Genomic DNA, 17,580 nt, shown 5'->3' with positions numbered 1-17,580 from the left:
TGGTAATGCTGCGCCGGTGGCTCGCCTCATCTGATCGGACGGTAATTTGAGGGGCTGCCGGTCAATTGACCGGCGAATTACCGGCGATGCTGCCGATCGAAGGTGATCGGTCTTGCGGTCATGCCGCGTTCCAGGTCCCTGTGTGAATGTCCGAAGCACTGTTCTCCACCCCCAGACCGAGTGAGGATTCCGCGATGTACACCCAAGAACGCACCGCGATGTCGAATTTGGTGGTCGGCGGACCGGTAGCGGTGAACAGCTACGACAACGCGATCGTGGCGGCGCTGGTCGAGAACCGGCCGGTCATGCTCGTCCACGCCTTCAACGGCGGCTACCTCCGGCCGGCCGAACTGGCGGAGGCGAGCCACGACAAGGGCGTCAAACTGGCCACCGCGCTCGATCCGGCCACCAAGGAGGCGAAGGGCCACCTCTGGTACGTCACCCCCGCCGGCTTCTTCGGGCAACGGCCGCTGTACTTCCTCGAAAGCGCCGCGGGGGAGGTCTCGCCCCAGCCCGCCGGAACGGCTCAGCCCGCCGGAACGGCCCGGCCCACCGGAGTCGCCCAGGCCGACGACGGCCGCGGCGACGACGGCGTGCCCAAGCCGCGGCGCAGGCGCGTCACGGTCCACCAGGAGGCCCCCAAGAGCACCGCCGACACCGTCCAGGTCGGCCTGCCCGACAAGGTCGACGACAAGTGGCGCGGGAAGAACGGCGCGCCCGAGGACACCCAGCTCTGGGTCGTCACGGTGACGCCGTGGGGCGGCATCACCTTCGTACCGATCACCCACCCCGACGCCATCCTCGGCTTCAAGGACCACGCGGTGGCGGCCGACAGCGAGGTGCGCCTCACCTACAACTGGGGCGGGGACTTCACCGGGACGATCATCAACACGTTCTACCCGCGGCTGCCCAACGAGTGGAACGTCCCCTACCACCACGTCTTCACGTGACCGGCGGCCACCACCGCCCCGCCTTCGTCCCGAGCCCATGCCCCAACCGCCTGGAAGAGCTGGAAGAGGCAGCCCGATGCCCGTGCCCACGGAAGACCTGAAGCTGACCATCGTCAACGCCGCCACGGGGCAGACCCTCGCGGTCAAGGCCGCGCCGGGCGCGGACGGCGCGCTCGTCGTCCGCGACGTCCCCGACGGCGACCCCGGCCCGGAGCAGTGGCAGCTCACCCCCGTACAGGCCGCGCAAGGCGGACCGGCGGCGGACGAGCAGCCGTACGTGATCCGCAACGCCGCCGGCGGCAAGGTGCTCGACGACCCCGCCGCCGCGGACCGCGGCGTCCGCCAGTGGGACGCGGCCGCCGGCAACCAGGCGGGCCAGCAGTGGCGGATCGTCCCCGTCGAGGGGGAAGCGGGCCGCTACCGCATCGAGGGCCTGACCGACGGCTCCGTGCTCGACCTCGCCGATCCCGGCGACGAGGACACCCGCGTGGTGCTGCGCGCGTACGACGAGGGCGCGGAGAGCCAGCGGTGGACGTTCGTCCCGGCCGAGCCGGAGCGGATCAGCGACCCGGTGCTGCGCTGGGCGGCACTGGGCCACTGGAACAGCCGCCGGTCCTGGCGGCTGGCCCCCTCGACCGCGCTGCGGCCGGTCCCCGGCGCGACACCCTCCTTCAGCGACATGCTGCTGGTCCTCGAAGAGTTCGGCGGCGACCAGGACGCCGGCGGGTGGAAACCCGAAGGGCCCGCCCGCCCCGCCGGCGGACAGCCCGTCCGGTGGGCCGGGCCCGGCGACCGGTTCCTCGCCGACATCGCGGGAACGGGACGGGCGGACATCATCGGGATCGACCCCACGAAGGGGGCCGTGGCGTCCTCCGGCCGAGGCGACGGCACGTTCGACGACGAGCGCGTCCTGCACCCGCCCATGCCCTCCCCGAGCCCCGCGGACCTGTGGACCCTCGTGGACACGACGGGCAGTGGCAGGCTCGACGTCGTCGTACTCGCCGCCGACGGTGTCCGGGTGTCCCCCCAGGCCGAGGACGGGACGTTCGCGCCGGCGAGCGGTGAGCCGGCCCTCAAGGCGTTCGGGCACGGCCCGCAGGCCGGCGCGTGGCAGACCGACAGGCACCCGCGCCTCCTCGCCGACACCACCGGTGACGGCAGGCTCGACATCGTCGGTTTCCACGACGACGGCGTCCGGGTGTCCCTCCAGGACGAGGACGGCACGTTCGCCCCGCTCGCGGACGAGCCGGTCCTCCGGGCGTTCGGCCACGACAAGGAAGCGGGGGGCTGGCTCGCCGGCAGGCATCCCCGCCTCCTCGCCGACACCACCGGCGACGGACGCGCCGACATCGTCGGTTTCCACGACGACGGCGTCTGGGTGTCCCTCCAGGACGAGGACGGCACGTTCCCCGAACCCGTCTACCTCCTGGACGACTTCGGAGCCGACCAGGGGTGGAGCTCGGCCGAGGAGCACCCGCGGTTCCTGCTCGAGACCACGGGCGACGGGGGAGTGGACATCGTCGGGTTCGGCCCGCAGGGCGTGGTCGTGGCACATGGGCGCGGCGACGGTACGTTCGAGCCCGCCAAGCTCGTCCTGAACGACTTCGGGCTCGCCCAGGGCTGGACGGGCAAGAAGCACCTCCGCTTCCTCGCCGACGTCACCGGTGACGGCAACCCGGACATCGTCGGCTTCGGCGACGAAGGGGTCTGGGTGTCGCACGGCCGCGGCGACGGCCGGTTCGAGCAGGCGCGGCTGGTGTGCCGCGGGTTCGGGTACGACGACGCCGCCGGCGCCTGGCGGGTCGGCCGTCACCCCCGCTTCGTCGCCGACATCACCGGCGACGGACGCGTCGACATCGTCGGTTTCGGCGGCCCGGGCGTGTACGTGGCCCGCAACCTCTTCCGCCACTTCAGGACCCGGTAGCTCCGACGGCTCCCCATGGGCCTCCGCGGCCGCGTCAGGGCGCCCGGCCCTCGGCGCCGGAGTCCGTCACCCCGTCACGATCGGCCCGGGCCGCCCGACGGCGGCGACCCCGCGCCCTCCCGATCACACGCCCCCTCCCGATCAAGCGTTCCCCGATGCACAGGCCGGTAGTCCGTACCCGGATGTGTCACTCCCCTCCCAGGCGTCCGTCCCGGGCCGCCCACGGGTCCGGACTTCCCAGGAAGCCGGCCCCGGACCCGCTCCCACCGCCTGAAACGTGCCGCACGTCGCAATGGCGGCAGAGTGGCGGCGGCCGGTCGGGGGAAAAAGGGACGAACGACCGGGGAGGTGTGTGCAGTGGACGGCGAACGTTTTGGGCTGGACGAGGTGCTGCGCGCGGCGGAGGAGGCCGCGCCGGTGGAGTCGGTGGACGTGGTGGCCCGGAACCTGGAGAAGCGGTTCGGCGCGCGTATGGTGTCCTTTCTGTTCGTCGACCTGGTCGGCAGGGAGATGGTCCGGCTGCCGCGCGCCGGTGATCCACCCAGGGAGGGCGGACCGGAGCGCAGTGAGTTGCGCGGCAGCGTCTACGACCGGGTGTTGCGCGACCAGCGGCTCCACGAGGAGGCGGACGGCGAGGGCGGGGTCTGTCTCCTCGCGCCGGTCACGAACCGGGGGGACTGCGTCGGCGTCCTGGAGCTGTCGCTGTCCTGCGTGGACGACGAGGTGCGGGAGCAGGTGGCGCAGGCCGCCCACGCGCTGGCGTACATCGTGGTCACCGACCGGCGCTTCACCGACCTGTACCACTGGGGCAGACGGACGACCCGGACCAGCCTGGCCGCGGAGATCCAGCACCAGCTGCTGCCGTCGGCGCCCTGCTGCGAGGCGGCCCAGTTCACCCTGGCCGGCGGGCTGGTACCGGCCGATGACATCGGCGGCGACACCTACGACTACGCCCTCGACCGTGACGTCCTGCACCTGTCGATCACCGACGCCATGGGCCACGACACCGACTCCGCGCTGCTGGCCACCCTCACCGTCAACGCACTGCGCGGCGCACGCCGCATCGGAAGCGGCATCACCGAGCAGGCGCGAGCCGCGCACGAGGCCGTGCACACCTACGGCCGGGGCATGACCACCGGCCAGCTGTTGCGCATCGCCTTGGACACGGGGGCCTGCCAGTTGGTCAACGCCGGTCACCCCTGGCCGCTGCGGCTGCGGCAGGACCGAGTGGAAGAGGTGCCGCTGAAGGTCAACCTGCCGTTCGGGATCCACGCCCCGGTCAAGTACGAGGCGCAGAAGCTGGAGCTGCTGCCCGGTGACCGTCTGGTGTTGCTGACCGACGGCATGCAAGAGCGCGACGCGGCCGCCGTGGACCTCTCCGCCCTCATCCGCGCCACCCGGGACGAGCATCCCCGCGAGGTGGTACGGGCCCTGGCCGAGGCCATACACGACGTGTGCGAAGGCCGTATCCCCGACGACGCGACCGCGCTGGTACTGGACTGGCACGGCACCGACTCCTGGGAACGCGCCACCGACGCCTACAAGCACTCGTCCCCGGCCGTCACCGACGTCGAGTGAGCGGGTGCCCCGCGGGGTGGGGACGGGCCCGGGCCGGGCACGCGCGGGATCGGCGGAGCCCAGGGGGCCGGGTACGGCTCGGTGAGCTCGTTCAGCGACACCGTCGACCGGGATTCGCGTGACACGCGGTGTGCAGAGGTAGGGCGGGAGAACCGGTGCGCACGAGGAAAGGGTGACGACGGATGAACGGATCCACCACCAAGGGCTCCCTGCGGGCGGGCCTCGCGCTGAGCGCGGCTCTGATGTGGGCCGCGCTCAGCGCCACGGCGAGCGCGGCGCCGCCCGAAGACGCGGACGACGTCACGAGAACGGCCGCCGTCGCGCGTGAACGCGCCTGCCCCATCGTGTACTTCGACCTGGGCGAGACCCTCGTGCACACCGCCGCCGACGGCAGCACCGGCTACCGACCCGGCGCGGCCTCCTATCTGCGCGCCCTGCGCGAACGCCGCGTTCCCGTCGGCCTGATCACCAATGTGCCGCCCTCCTGGGGCACGACCGACGCCGAACGCGCCGCCAGGCTGCGGAAGGAGGTCGACGCCGCATGGCGGGGGCCCGCGCCCTTCGCCTGGAAGGACTTCGGCGACCGCGTCCTCACCCCGCGCACCGAGGCGGAACGCAAGCCGGCCCCCGCCCTCTGGCAGCGGGCGAAGGCCGGCTCGGGCCGGTGCCGCGTCGTCTATCAGGCGGAGACGGCCGAGGAGGTCAGAGCGGCTTCCTCGCTCGGCTTCGTGCCGTATCGGGTCGGTCGGCCGCACCGGCCCGCGTTTCTCCCGGTCCGGCTGGTCGAACTCCTCGGCCGGCGCGCTCCCGCCTGACCGCCCCACCGCGCAGCAGCAGGTGGAGGACCCCGATCAGCACCGCCGTGGCGAGCGCGCTGTGCCACAGCAGGGCGTCCAGCCGCCCGGCGGCGAGATAGGCGCCCACGGCGATCGCGGCCAGGGCGCACACCGCGCGGTCCACGATGCTCTCGACCGAGAGCAGCGTGGCGCGCGGGGCGTCCGCCGGCACCGCGTCGTTCACCAGCTTGCGCTGGACGGGATACGCGAAGCCGGTCGCGGCGGCGAACAGGCAGAGCAGCGCGACGACGGCCCACGGCCCGCCCAGCGTCATGGCCGCCAGGCTGACCGCCAGCGCGAGGCTGAGGACCGAGACCCAGGCGACCGGCGACAGGCGGCGGCTCAGCCACTGCGGGCGGGCCGACGCCGCGGCCTCCGCCACCGTCATCGCCGCCATCACACTGCCGTGCGAGGCTTCCGCGATGCCGTGGTCGAGCAGGATCGGCTGGAAGAGGTTGACCTGACAGATCCGGGAGAGCGTGAAGATCGCGACGCCCTGCACCATCAACAGGGCCAGCCAACGCGAGGAGGCGACGCAGCGCAGGGCGGCGCCCGCGTCCCGCAGGAACGCACCGCCCCCGCGCCCTCCGCCCGTCCCCTCCGTACCGCCGCCCGCCCCGGCGAGGCGGGGCAGTGCGACGGCACAGGCGAGGGAGCCCGCCGCGCTCGCGGCGCTGAGCACGTACGGGGCCGGATGCGTCACGGCCATCAGGGGCCCCACCAGCGGCCAGCACACGACCTTCGCCACGAGTCCCAGCGCCCGGGCGGTGCCCTCCGCCCTCATGTAGTGCTCGTCGCACTTCTCGGCGCGCAGCCCGTCGTACAGGTAGGCGCTGGCCGCTCCCGAGGTGAGGGAACGGCCGGCGGCGATGGCCAGGAAGTGGACGAGGAAGCCGGCGTAGGAGGCGCTGACCACCGGGGCAAGGTTCGCCGCGGTCATGACCACCGCGCCGGCGCGCAGGCAGTTGCGGGTGCCGATCCGGTCGGCTATCAGGCCCGTCGGGATCTCGAACAGGCAGAAGGCCACGTAGTAGATGCTCTGGATGCCGAAGATCTGGCCGTCCGAGAGCCCGGCCTCCTTCTGGTAGGCGTAGAACACCGGCATCCACCACAGCAGGTTGAACAGCAGCTGGAAGCCGTAGTTGAGCCGGATGATCCGGCGGGCGGTGACGGTGAGGCCCGTGCCCGCCTCCCGCCGGCCGGAGAGCGCCCTCACAGCGCGTAGGGGCGGATCTGGACCAGCCGGAAGTCGCCCCGGTCGGTCATCAGCCACTCGATGTCCAACGGCCGGTCCACGTCGGACGCGCTGAAGTGGGACTGCAACAGCCGCCCGGTCAGGGACAGGTCGGCGAGCCGGGCGCGGGTGGCGGCGGAGAGCTCGTCGCCCCGGGCACCCAGGGCGACGGTACGGCCGCCGCCCTCCACGGTGTTGTACAGGTACTGCTGCGGCAGGACCGACCCCTCGACCACCTGCTCCGGGGAGCCGGGGGAACAGTTGAGGTAGACGTTGCGGAAGTCCTGGCGGCGGGTCGGATCGCAGGTCACCAGAACGCCGCCGAGCGACGCGGGGACGTACTCCTGGACGATGACGCCCATGTACGTGTCGTCCAGGGAGATGCCGACCTGGTGGCGGAGGCGCACGCCGCGGGGCGAGAGCAGCGAGGCCCACACCTGGCGTACGGCGTCCAGGAGCCCACCGGTTCCGTGGGCGGTGGTGACGGATTCGTAGACGCCCGCCGCGGAGAACCCGGGAAGGTCCTCGGCGTTGGACGAAGAGCGCACCACCAGGCGGCCGCCCGGGCCGGCGGGGGCGGGAAGGGCCTGGCCGATCTGCCGGGCGACCGGCTCGGGAACGGGCGTGTGCCGGATCAGGTGCTGGAGCTGGAGGCAGAGCGAGTCCAGGACGTCGCCCGCGTCCAGTTCGAGTGCCATCTTGAGCTTGCCGATGCCCTGCTGGATGGCGGGGGAGGAGGCCAGGAAGTGCTGCTGGAGCGCGAAGGGCAGCGCGACGCCTTCGGGGGCGGCGACCGTCGCGGCCACGAAGTCCGCCGCGGCCGCGCGCAGTTCGGCGAGGGAGGGAGCGTTCAGGCCGAGACGGGCCGCGAGGTGCCCGTAGAGGTCCTCGCGCGGCGGGCGGGGCCGCCCGTAGAAGGCGGTCAGGTCGGCCGTACGGCTGTCGAGCACGTGGTGCAGCTCGCCGAGGTTGGCCGCCTTGGTGCCGTAGCGGTCGCGGTCGGCGCCGCGCAGCCGGTGCAGGGCCAGCACGGGGACGTCCTCGAGCAGCGGCGGGTCGAGACGGATGCGCTGCCGGTGCCAGGCCGGGGCCCGCAGGTCGGGTTCGTGGTCGAGCCGTTCGAGGGAAATCCCGTCCTCGCGGACCCGGTAGCGGACCCACGCGCCGTCCAGGCCGTCCTTCTCGACGAGCTGTTCCAGGTCGCGCACGATCGCGTTGGGTATGCCCCAGCCGGAGGCGAGGACGTTGGTGTGCGAGAGCGGGGTGATCGGCGCGGTGTTGAGGAATCCCGCGACCCGGGGGACGTCGTCCGGCAGGCACGGCATGGCCACGATGTCCGCCCACCCGAGCCCGGCCTCCGCCGCCGCGTACTCCTCGTGCGTACGGAAGAACCGCAGCCGCCCCGTGGCCTCGCCGGGGTTGAGCGGCGTGCGGGTCCGCGAACCGAAGAGCTCGTGGCTGAGGATGCGCGGCACGCGCGGTTCGCTGATGGCCGCCAGCTCCTCCTCCTGCCCGTGGTTGGCGGGCTTGAGGAGCAGCGGCAGCCTGTCGTCGACCCGCGCTCGCACGAACTCGTAGAAGAACGTGAGGAGTTCACCGTGCATGGTGTCGGCCTCGGTCGTCTCCAGGACGAGGAAGGTGCGTTCGTGGCCGTCCGTGTCCTCGTCGGTGTGCAGGGACAGCACGCCGAGCAGGAAGCGGCGCCCGGGGTCCGTGTAGACGGACGCGTTGAAGGCGTCGAGGTCCGCGTCGAGTGCGGTCAGGTCCATGCCCAGGACGCGGGTGGCGACGTAGTCGACGTGGAAGGGGTGTACGGCGGTGTCGAGCAGGTGCCAGGTGTTCTCGGCACGGTCGACGACGACCTTGAGGTACGGGTGTCCCGCCAGGACGCCGGACAGCGTGCGGAAGAGCGGCAGGGAGAGGTTCTCGCCGACGACCGTGCGGTCCGTGGCCGGTTCGGCGGCACCGGTGAGCAACTGGGTCATGCCGAAACCTCCTGGGGGCGAGCGACGGGCAGCACCCGGGGCAGGGCGTCCACGACGGTCTCGAAGTCGCGGAGCACGGTCCGCGCGTCGGCGGCGGAGAGCAGGCACAGGGCCGCCATGGTGTTGGCGCCGGCGGCCGGGTCGTACACCGGCACGGCGCTGCCGTCGGGGAGCGAACTCTCCGCGACCACCGACAGGCGGCTGCCGCGGCTGAGGGGGACGTCCGCCGAGACCGCGCGGAAGTCCCAGACCCTGCGGTCCGGCCAGGCCCGGCCGCGGCCGTCGACCGCGAGCACGACGAGGGAGCCGGCCGCGCCGCGCGCCCGCTCGGGGGTGAGGGCCTGCTCGGGCCACGCGACCGGGCGTCCGAGGAGGTGGTCGACGAGCATGCCGACGAGGTCGAGCCCGAAGACCTCCTCGATCTGCGGCACGGTCATCGCGCCGCCGAACCGGGCGGCCGTCTCGATCAGCCACATCTCGCCGTCGGCGCCGAGCTTGATCTCGGTGTGGGTCCCGCAGTCGCGCAGGCCGAGGGCGTCGACCGCGCGGCGGGCCAGGTCCACGATCCGGTCCTGGACGTCCCGGGCCAGCGGGGCGGGGGTGATGCTCGCGCGTTCGGTGAACGGCTCGACCGTGGGCATCCGCCCGCTGAGGCACACCGGCCGGAAGACGCCGTCCGTCACGACGCCCTCGACGCTGACGTAATCGCCCCAGCCGGGCTCGTCGAACCAGTCCGACGCGGTGCCGGTGACGATCCGCTCGACCACGTAGTGCGCCTCGGCCTCGGCCACATGCAGCTCCGCGTAGCCGAGTTGGGCGGATTCGGCCATCACGTCACGGGAACGGGCCCAGGCGGCCGGCACCTCGTGCGGGGAGCGGATGATCTGGTGCGCGGTGGACCCGGCGCTCCAGGCCGCCTTGAGCAGCAGCGGACCCGGCAGGGAGCACACCGCCGAGCGCAGGTCGGCCTCGGAGTCCACCGAGCGGAACTCCGGCTGCGGCAGCCCGTGTCGCCGCCAGGTGCGGCGCATCAGCCGCTTGTCGCGGGCGAGCGCGGAGGCGCCGCCCGCCCCCGCGAGGCCGAGCGCCCGGCACGCCTCGGCGACGGCCACGACCGCGTACTCGGAGAAGGTGAGCACCGCGTCCGCGCCCACGGCCCCGGCCCGCTCGACGGTCAGGGACACCAGGTCGCGGCGGTGTGCGTCGGCCGGCGTCACGACCGAGGCGCACAGTCTGCGGGCGGAGCCCGCCACGGCGGGAGGAAGAGCGCTGAGCGCCAGCAGGTGCACTTCCGCCTTCGCGGCCGTCCGGGACAGGACGTGACCGAGCGGCGGACCACCCTTGGCATGCACTAACAGCACCTTGCTCACTGAAGTTCGTCTCCATTCGTCCGGTTCCCACGGTCGCCGTATGCCGGGGGAACGCGTGGTGGTCTCCGAGGGCCCTGCGGCCCGCGTGGCGGGGCGTGTTCACCCGCTCACTCAAGGAGACCAGGGGGCGGACGCCCGCAACGCCCCTCTGGAACCCCGGGACTCAGGCATTTGCCTGAGTCCCACAACGCCTCTGCCTCCGCCGCCACTCCCGCCACAGCGGCATCCGGCCGAGAACCGGGCGTGTGATGGAGCGAGGCCGGGACATCCCACGTTGTGTGACTGAGCGTCAGCCAGTCATACACGGACGGAGACCCCATGGACGATTCCAGGCTCAAAGCGCTGCTCGAGCACCTTCCCGTGTTCTGGTGGGAAGCCGACGAGACGGGGCGGGTGCGGGAGCAGGGGGCGGCGCCTTCTCCGACCCGGGCACGGCGCGGCGCTTCCTGGACCGGCTGCGCCGAGAACTCCCCGAGCCGGGGCACGCGCCGCGGGAGGGCCGCCGGCGGATCCGGTTCGACGGCCGTACTTTCGACGTCAGCCAAACCTTCGACGCCGGCCGGCTCCCGGGCGGGAGCCGGGCCCGCGGCCGTACGCACGGCCTCGCGATGGAAGCCGGTGCGACGGAGCTTGGTGCGACGGAGGCCGGCGGGACGGAGACCGGTGCGATGGAGGCCGGCGGGATGGAGACCGGTGCGATGGAGGCCGGCGGGATGGGGACCGGTGCGACGGAGACCGGTGTGATGGGGGCCGGTGGGACGGAGACCGGCACCCGAGCCGAGGTCCCACGCGGGCTCGCGGCCTTCGCGGACCTGGTGGACCTCGCCCCGGCCGCCGCCTTCATACGGGACGGCGAAGGACGCTACCTGTGGGCCAACCACGCCTACGGGCATCTCTACGGCACGGTCCCGGACGAGGTCGTCGGCAAGTACATAGAGGACCTCGACGAGCCCGCCGACGCCGACCAGTTCCGCACCCTCGACCAGGAGATCCTCAGCCGGGGTACGCCGGTGCGCCACACCGTCGGCTACCGGCGCCGGGACGGCAGCGCGGGCCGGGCGGTGGGCCACCGCTTCCCCGTCCGGGAGAACGCGCAGACCTGCGTCGCCGGAATCTACGTCGACGTCACGGACCACCTGCGCGCCACGGTCCGGTGGCAGGAGGCCGAGGAGAACCTGCGGGCCCTGCGCGACCACAGCGGCCTGCCCTGCGCGCTGCTCTCGGCGAACGGGCGCGTGGTCGAGGCGAGCGCGGCGGCGGCCGAACTGTTCCGGCTCAGCCCGTACGACCTGGTCGGCCGCCGCGCGCACACCCTGCTCGTCCCGGAACCCGACCCCGACCGGCTGCTCCGGCGCTGGAACGGCCTGATAGCGCGCCGCACCAGGCGGGTGGAGACCTCCGTGGTGCTCGTGGACGCCCAGGGGCTGCGGCGCCGCGCGCGGCTCCACCTGACGACGATCGGCCACTCCGCCACCCGGGCCCGGCACGTCTGGGCGGTCGTCACCCACCAGAGCCTCGCCCACGAGGCGCACGCGCCGCTCACCGCCGCACAGGTCCGCATCCTCTCCCTCCTCGCGGAGGGCAGCAGCAACGGCGACATCGCCACCTCACTGCAACTGTCCCGGCAGACGGTCGACTACCACCTCAGCCGCCTGCGACAGCTCCTGGGGGCGGCGACCCGCCCCGCCCTCGTCGCCCGCGCCTACGTCCTCGGCATCCTGACCCCATGCGCCTGGCCCCCGCGCTCCGCCACGGCGGCCCATCCGCTCAGCGCCGTCTGAGGGCGCGTCACCCGCCGACGGCGCCTTTTCTCCGGGGTCTCTCGGGGCACTCACGCGGCCGTGGGTCAGCCGAAGGACCGTCCGTACAGCTGGGCCCGTGACGTGACCCCCACCTTGGGGAAGATCTTGTAGAGGTGATAGCCGACGGTACGGGGGCTCAGGAACAGCCGGGCGGCGATCTCGCCGTTGCTCAGGCCCTGCGCGGCGAGCCGGACGACCTGGAGTTCGCGTGCCGTCAGCCGTTGTTCCTCGCCCTGGGGAGCGGCCGCCACGGAAGACTCCTGGGCGGGGCGGCCGCCCGCGGCCCGTAGTTCGGCGCGCGCCAGTTCCGACCAGGGCAGCGCGCCCACGCCGTCCAACTGGGCCTCGGCGAGGTGCAGTTGCTCGCGGGCCGGCTTGATGCGGCGGTGGCGGCGCAGCCACTCGCCGTAGAGCAGGTGGGAGCGGCCGGTCTCGAAGGGGGAGAGACCGGTGTCCGCCAGCGCGCCGAGGAACAGCTCCTCCGCCTCGTCGCCCGTGGCGAGCAGGGCCCGGCCACGACGCCAGCCGGAGCGCAGCTGCGGATGGTTCGCCAACGCGGGGTGCGCGGGGCCGCAGTCGGTCAGCGCCTGGCGGGCGCGCTCGGATTCGCCGGCCCTGACGCACGCCTCGACGAAGTCCGGCAGAACGATCCAGCGCAGCATGAAGTGCCCGGCGCCGCCCCCTCGGGCGCAGATCTCGCCCAGCAGCTTGACGGCGTGCAGGGGCTCCCCCTCGGCCAGGGCGTTCAGCCCCTGGGCCCAGTGCGCCAGGGTGATGGCGGAAGCGATCCGGCGCGGGGCGGAGAGTTCCAGCGATTCGCGGGCCAGCACGCGGCAGCGGTCACCGTCACCCTGGGCCGCGGCCAGCCAGGCGAGCATCGCCCGCAGATGGGAGGCGGCGCCCAACTGGCCGCTCTCCAGGGCCAGGGAGAGGGCCTCGGTGCCGTTGGCGGTGGCGGTCGGCCAGGGGCCGGTGACGAGCTCCAGCGCCACCAGAGGGGCCAGGGACATCGGGAGGGAGCCGATCGCGCCGTTGTTCCGCAGGGTTTCGACCGCACGCCGGTGGGCGTCGCGCAACGGCTCGGTGGCATCGAGGAGATACGGCAGGAAGGTCGGCGGCCACACCCACGGTCTGGGGTCGGTGCCGGACAGCCAGATGTCGGGGACCTTCCTGCCGTCGGTGCCGGCCGTCTCGGCCGGCCCGCCGTCGAGCACCTCCGGGGCCGGACCCCCGTGCCGGGTGTCCGGGTTCGCGGCGCCGGCCGGCCCGGCGAGGTACCGGAGGTGCGTCACGAAGCGGTTCCGGACCTCGGGCGCCACCGCCGGGAGCCGCGCCAGCAGACCGGCGATCTCCGCCAGCCGAGCCGGGTCGTCGGCCACCCAGGCCGAACGCGCCGCCATCACCAGGGTCTCGCAGGCCAGCCGGGGATCGTCCTCCTGCACCAGGCGCGCACCCTCCAGCAGGATCAGACAGGCGACGGCCGGATCACCGGAGGCATGGGCGATGGCGCCGCGCACCTGGACGAGCCGCGCGCGCAGCGCGGACACCTCCGACAGCGGCTCGGCCTCGGTGAGCAACCCCTCGGCCTCGGCGAGCAGGGCCTCGGCCTGGGCGGTCCCGGCGGCCTTCCAGGCGCACTCGGCGGCGTCGATCAGCAGCCGGGCGCGGTCGCGCGGGGCGGAGGCCAGTGCGGCGGCGCGGCGCAGCGCCTTGCTGGCGGTGGCCACACCACCGGTGCGCCGGGAGCGGCCGGCCATCTCGGCCAGCAGCTGCGCGACCCGGTCGTCGGGACCCACCGCGGCGGCGGCCAGGTGCCAGACGTGCCGGTCGTCGCCCTCGCCCAGCGCGTCGGCCAGGGCGAGGTGCGCGGCGCGCCGTTCGCTGAGCGGCGCGCCCTGGTAGACGGCCGAGCGGACCAGGGGGTGGCGGAACCGTACCCGTTCCGGGTCCAGGGACACCAGCCCCGCGGTGGCCGCGGCGGACAGCTCGTCCAGGGCCCGTTCGGTGTCCCCGGCGGCACGGACGATGACCGCCAGGTCGCCGTCGCCCTCGGCGGCGGTCAGCAGGAGGGCGTTGCCGGGCTCGGCCAGCAGGCCGGTGACCCGGCAGCGGAACAGCCGCTGCAGCCGCTCGGTCAGCGGCAGTTCGTCCGGCAACGCCGCCGCGCCGCGTAACTGTGCGGGGCTGAGGGCGGCGGACAGCTCGACCAGGGCGAGGGGGATGCCGTCCGCCTCCCGCAGCAGCCGCTCGCGCACCGCGGGCGCGGCGTCGGGCAGCAGGTGGGCGAGCAGCGACCGGGCCGCGCCCGCCTCCAGCGGCGGTACGCGCAGGTCGGGCACCCCCGGCGCGGGAAAGGGCTGGGACCCGTCACGTACGGCGAAGATCACCGCGACACCTTCGGCGCCCAGCCGCCGGGCCACGAAGAGGAGGGCGTCGGCGGAGGGGGAGTCCAGCCAGTGGGCGTCGTCCACCAGCAGCAACAGCGGTTCCGTGCGGGACGCTTCCGACAGGAGCGTCAGCGCGGCGAGCGCCACCAGGAACCGGTCGGCGGGCGTGGTGTCCATGCCGAAGGCCGAGCGCAGCGCGGCGCTCTGCGGGGCCGGCAGCACATCGACCGAGCCGAGCAACGGGCGCAGCAACTGGTGCAGGGCGGCGAACGGAAGCTCCGCCTCGCTCTCCACGCCGACGGTGGACAGCACCCGTACCCCGGGCGCGGCGTGGTTCGCGATGTGCTGGAGCAACGCGCTCTTGCCCACCCCGGCCGGGCCGCGCAGCACAAGGGCGTGACTGCGCCCCTGGCGTACGCCGGCCGTGACGTCCGCCAACCGCCGTAGCTCACACTCCCGTCCGACCAGCATCGATGCTCCCTTCCTTTCGGAACTCTGTCATATGACGGATACATTCACTGATCAATCCGGTCCTATCCGGCCAGGGTTGACGGATTTCCTCCGGTTACCGGATCGTCGCCCCCCGTCGACCGACAGATGTGTGACCGCCCGGGGCCGGCGCAAAGTTGCTGTCGCGGCAGGCCCGCGAGGGCGGCACCACGCCCGGGCCCCCGCCGCCACAGGACCCGTTCTCACGAGGAATGCACGCCTGGCGTGGGTGGATATATGTCGTTGTCTGATGTCGCTTCGAGTCGCGTGTCCCCCGGCGAGGGTGCGGACGATCCCCATCCGCCGGGCCCCTGCGAGGTGCTGGAGGGGCCACTCGGCACCACCGACCTGCTGACGGTCGTGCGCACGGTCCTCGACGGGCACGGCCTGGTGCCCGTGGCGCCGGACCTGACCGTGCACGGGCCCGGGCAGTACACGGTACGGGTGGACGGCGCCCGCCTGGACGTCCGCAGCCGTCCCCTGTCCGACGAGCCGCCCGGCACCCTGGACCCCGTCGTCGCCGGGCCGGGCACCCACCGGATCGTGCTCACCGCCTCCGGCGCCCCCTCCGAACGCGCCCACGGCCTGTTCACCGCGCTGGCGGCGGCCATCGGCCGGCGGGCCCGGTGCTACACGGAGGCCGAGGCCGCCGCCATCGTGGCCGGCATGCCGCTGCTGGACCGCTACGCCCGCCCCGAACCGGCCCTCTCGAAGTGGGCCCTGGTCTTCCGGGACCACTACGTGGAGAACAGCGTCGGCTTCCTGCTGGCCATGGAACGCGCCGGCCTCGACCCCGAGTGGATCTTCGCGCTGTCCAAGGGCGACAGGACCCAGCACCGCGAGCGGGTGCACTCCTGGTTCCTGCACCGCGGCTACGCCAGCGACATCCTGGACAACTCCGTCATCAACGGCACCGCGGGAGCGGCCGAGACCACCCACGCGCGCGCCGTGGACGCCCAGGTGGCCGAGTTCGTCCGCCGGGCGCACGCCGCCGGCCGCAAGGTCCTGGTCATCGACGACGGCGGGCTGCTCGCCCAGGGCTACGGCGCCGACGGGCCCGGACCCCGGGTGGACGCCGCCGTCGAACTGACGGTCAGCGGGCTCAAGCGCATCGCCGGCGCCCCCGGCGAACTGGCCATCCCCGTACTGAACATGGCCCGCTCCCGGCTGAAGTCACGGCTGGGCTACAACGAGATCGCCGACTCCTGCGTGCGCCGGCTGCGCGCCATCGTGCCCGGCCAGAAGTTCATCGGCCGCCACGTCCTGTTGCTGGGCTACGGCACCCTCGGCGCCCGCGCGGCCCGCTCGCTGCGGGCCCTGGGCTGCCGGGTCGCCGTGGTCGACACCGACGTCCTCGCGCTGATCACCGCCGCCGAGGACGGCTTCGAGACCCACCGCACCATCGCGGAGGCCCTCGCCCGGCAGCGGCCCTTCCTCATCCTCGGCAGCAGCGGCGACACCGCCGTCACCGCCGAGGACGTGCCGCTGCTGCCCGACGGAGTGCTGCTGGCCGGATTCGCCACCAAGGACTTCAGCGTGCTCACCGACGGCTACCCCGGCGCCACCGCGCTGCGCATCCCGCACGTCGGCGTGCGCTACGACCTGCCGCACGCCACCTCCGTCACCGTGCTCGGCGACGGACGCTCGCTGAACCTCTTCGAGTACGAGGGCATCGCCAACCGCGGCTACGACGCCTACCGCGCCGGCACCCTGCTCGCCGCGCTCGCCCTCTGCCGCGACCCCGGGCGGTTCGCGCCCGGGATCCACCTGGAACCGGTGGACCGGATCATCGACGACGCCGGACTGTTCGACGCGTACTACAGCCAGTACCTGTGCGACCGGACCGCCCCGCTGGGCACCGGTGCGTTCTCCCGGGTCCACGCCGCCGACCGCGAGGCCGCCCATGCCCGGTAGGCCGCATGTGTGCGTGATCGGGCACGGGGTGGCCGGTCGGCTGCACCGGCAACTCCTCGAAGGCATGGGCCTGTCCGTGTCCGTCGTCGACCCCGCCGCCCCCGACCCCGACAGCCCCGCCCCCACCATCGACGACCTGCCCGCCGACCGGCCCGTGGACGTCTGGTCGGTCTGCACCCCGACCGCCGGTCACGTCCAGGCCGTGGCGGCCGTCCTCGACCGCGACCCGGAGGCCCGCCTCCTGGTGGAGAAACCGGCCTGCCGCTCCTGGGAGGGCCCCGAACTCTCCGCACTCCTCGACACGCACGAACGGGCCCGGCTGGTGGTGATGAACCAGTACGCGCACGCCAAGGCACCCGCCATCCTCGAAGCCGTACGGGCCGAGTTCGCACCCCGGCACTCGGTGCGGGCGATTCGCGTCGCCTTCTGCAAGGACCGCCGTGAGGACATCGCGGCCGGCCGCTTCATCGACCTCGACTACGGGGTCTTCGGCTACGAGTGGCTGCACATGCTCGCCGTCCTCGGCGGTCTGCTGCCCGCCCCGGCCTTCCACCGCCACCTGTCGGCCGGGCCCGCGCCGCACACCGTACGGATCGCCCGCGATCCACGGCTGGCCAGCACCGCGGCCCACGAGACCACGACGCTGAGCACGGCCGACGGGCCCGCGGTCGAGATCGAGCTGTACTCCACCATCGTCGGCCCCGACGCCCCGCACGCGGCCCCCGCGCCCGCCTGGGCCCGGCGCACCGGACCCGCCTCCGACAGCCGGCTGCGGCTGGCCCGGGTCGAGGCCGGACCGTTCCTCCTCACCCTCGAACTCGACCCGGTCTTCCTGCCCAACGGCACCCGGCTGCCCCGCAACACCCACCGGCTGACCCTGGACGGACCGGCCGGCCACCGCGAGTGGCTGGTGCCCGACTCGCCGATGGACAACGCGTTGCGGCACGCCATCGCCACCCTGCTCGGACCCGGTCCGCGCCCCGCGCTCGACCTGCGGCCCCTCGGCCGCATCGGCCGGCTGGCCGCACTGGCCGCCCGCACGGACACCCCCGCCGACGCCCCGCACTCGGCCCCCGCCGCCCTGCCGACCCGACTGTGAAAGCGAACCGCC

11 protein-coding genes are annotated in these 17,580 nt (G+C 73.6%); 7 read left to right on the top strand and 4 right to left on the bottom strand.

Annotated features, from left to right (window positions below; genetic code table 11):
* Positions 1-194: 194 nt before the first annotated feature.
* The 4 genes from ACQEVS_RS00540 to ACQEVS_RS00525 all read left to right on the top strand — a co-directional run bounded on the left by ACQEVS_RS00540 (position 195) and on the right by ACQEVS_RS00525 (position 5,267).
* Positions 195-950: a hypothetical protein gene (locus tag ACQEVS_RS00540; protein ID WP_433013495.1), complete on the top strand. Its 756-nt coding sequence runs from the start codon at positions 195-197 to the stop codon at positions 948-950.
* 76 nt (positions 951-1,026) lie between these two features.
* Positions 1,027-2,874: an FG-GAP-like repeat-containing protein gene (locus ACQEVS_RS00535; protein ID WP_433013492.1), complete on the top strand. Its 1,848-nt coding sequence runs from the start codon at positions 1,027-1,029 to the stop codon at positions 2,872-2,874.
* A 357-nt stretch (positions 2,875-3,231) separates the two neighbouring features.
* A complete protein-coding gene (locus tag ACQEVS_RS00530) occupies positions 3,232-4,452 on the top strand; it encodes a PP2C family protein-serine/threonine phosphatase (protein WP_433013490.1) in 1,221 nt (406 codons plus the stop codon).
* Between the two features lie 182 nt (positions 4,453-4,634).
* The gene (locus tag ACQEVS_RS00525; protein WP_433013488.1) at positions 4,635-5,267 is read left to right on the top strand and encodes a hypothetical protein; all 633 of its coding nucleotides are present in this window, start codon (positions 4,635-4,637) and stop codon (positions 5,265-5,267) included.
* On the opposite strand, the gene ACQEVS_RS00520 is transcribed toward ACQEVS_RS00525, so the two are convergent.
* From ACQEVS_RS00520 to ACQEVS_RS00510, 3 genes are read right to left on the bottom strand one after another with little or no spacing between them, the layout of a single operon-like run.
* Positions 5,155-6,504, bottom strand: a complete 1,350-nt coding sequence (locus ACQEVS_RS00520) for an MFS transporter (protein ID WP_433013486.1) — start codon at positions 6,502-6,504, stop codon at positions 5,155-5,157. The two genes, ACQEVS_RS00525 and ACQEVS_RS00520, sit on opposite strands and share 113 nt — an antisense overlap.
* A complete protein-coding gene (locus ACQEVS_RS00515; RefSeq protein ID WP_433013484.1) occupies positions 6,501-8,507 on the bottom strand; it encodes a PEP/pyruvate-binding domain-containing protein in 2,007 nt (668 codons plus the stop codon). The genes ACQEVS_RS00520 and ACQEVS_RS00515 overlap by 4 nt, the downstream gene beginning before the upstream one ends.
* Positions 8,504-9,868: an ATP-grasp domain-containing protein gene (locus tag ACQEVS_RS00510; RefSeq protein WP_433013482.1), complete on the bottom strand. Its 1,365-nt coding sequence runs from the start codon at positions 9,866-9,868 to the stop codon at positions 8,504-8,506. Before ACQEVS_RS00510 ends, ACQEVS_RS00515 begins: the two co-directional genes overlap by 4 nt.
* Positions 9,869-10,245: 377 nt before the next feature.
* Here ACQEVS_RS00510 and ACQEVS_RS00505 point away from each other — a divergent pair, with 377 nt between their 5' ends.
* Entirely contained in the window at positions 10,246-11,658 is a 1,413-nt protein-coding gene (locus tag ACQEVS_RS00505; RefSeq protein ID WP_433013479.1) for a PAS domain S-box protein, read from the top strand.
* A 65-nt stretch (positions 11,659-11,723) separates the two neighbouring features.
* Here the strand turns inward: ACQEVS_RS00505 and ACQEVS_RS00500 are convergent, their stop codons facing one another.
* Complete coding sequence (locus ACQEVS_RS00500; protein ID WP_433013477.1) at positions 11,724-14,537, bottom strand: helix-turn-helix transcriptional regulator; 2,814 nt, start codon at positions 14,535-14,537, stop codon at positions 11,724-11,726.
* Positions 14,538-14,822: 285 nt separating this feature from the next.
* Between ACQEVS_RS00500 and ACQEVS_RS00495 the strand changes: the two genes are divergently transcribed.
* A complete protein-coding gene (locus ACQEVS_RS00495; RefSeq protein WP_433013475.1) occupies positions 14,823-16,469 on the top strand; it encodes a hypothetical protein in 1,647 nt (548 codons plus the stop codon).
* A 13-nt stretch (positions 16,470-16,482) separates the two neighbouring features.
* The gene (locus ACQEVS_RS00490) at positions 16,483-17,568 is read left to right on the top strand and encodes a Gfo/Idh/MocA family oxidoreductase (RefSeq protein WP_433013473.1); all 1,086 of its coding nucleotides are present in this window, start codon (positions 16,483-16,485) and stop codon (positions 17,566-17,568) included.
* The last annotated feature ends 12 nt before the right edge of the window (positions 17,569-17,580 follow it).

The organism is Streptomyces sp. CA-181903 (assembly GCF_050937075.1).
Taxonomy (GTDB): Bacteria; Actinomycetota; Actinomycetes; order Streptomycetales; family Streptomycetaceae; genus Streptomyces.
This window is presented reverse-complemented; position numbering and strand designations above follow the sequence as displayed.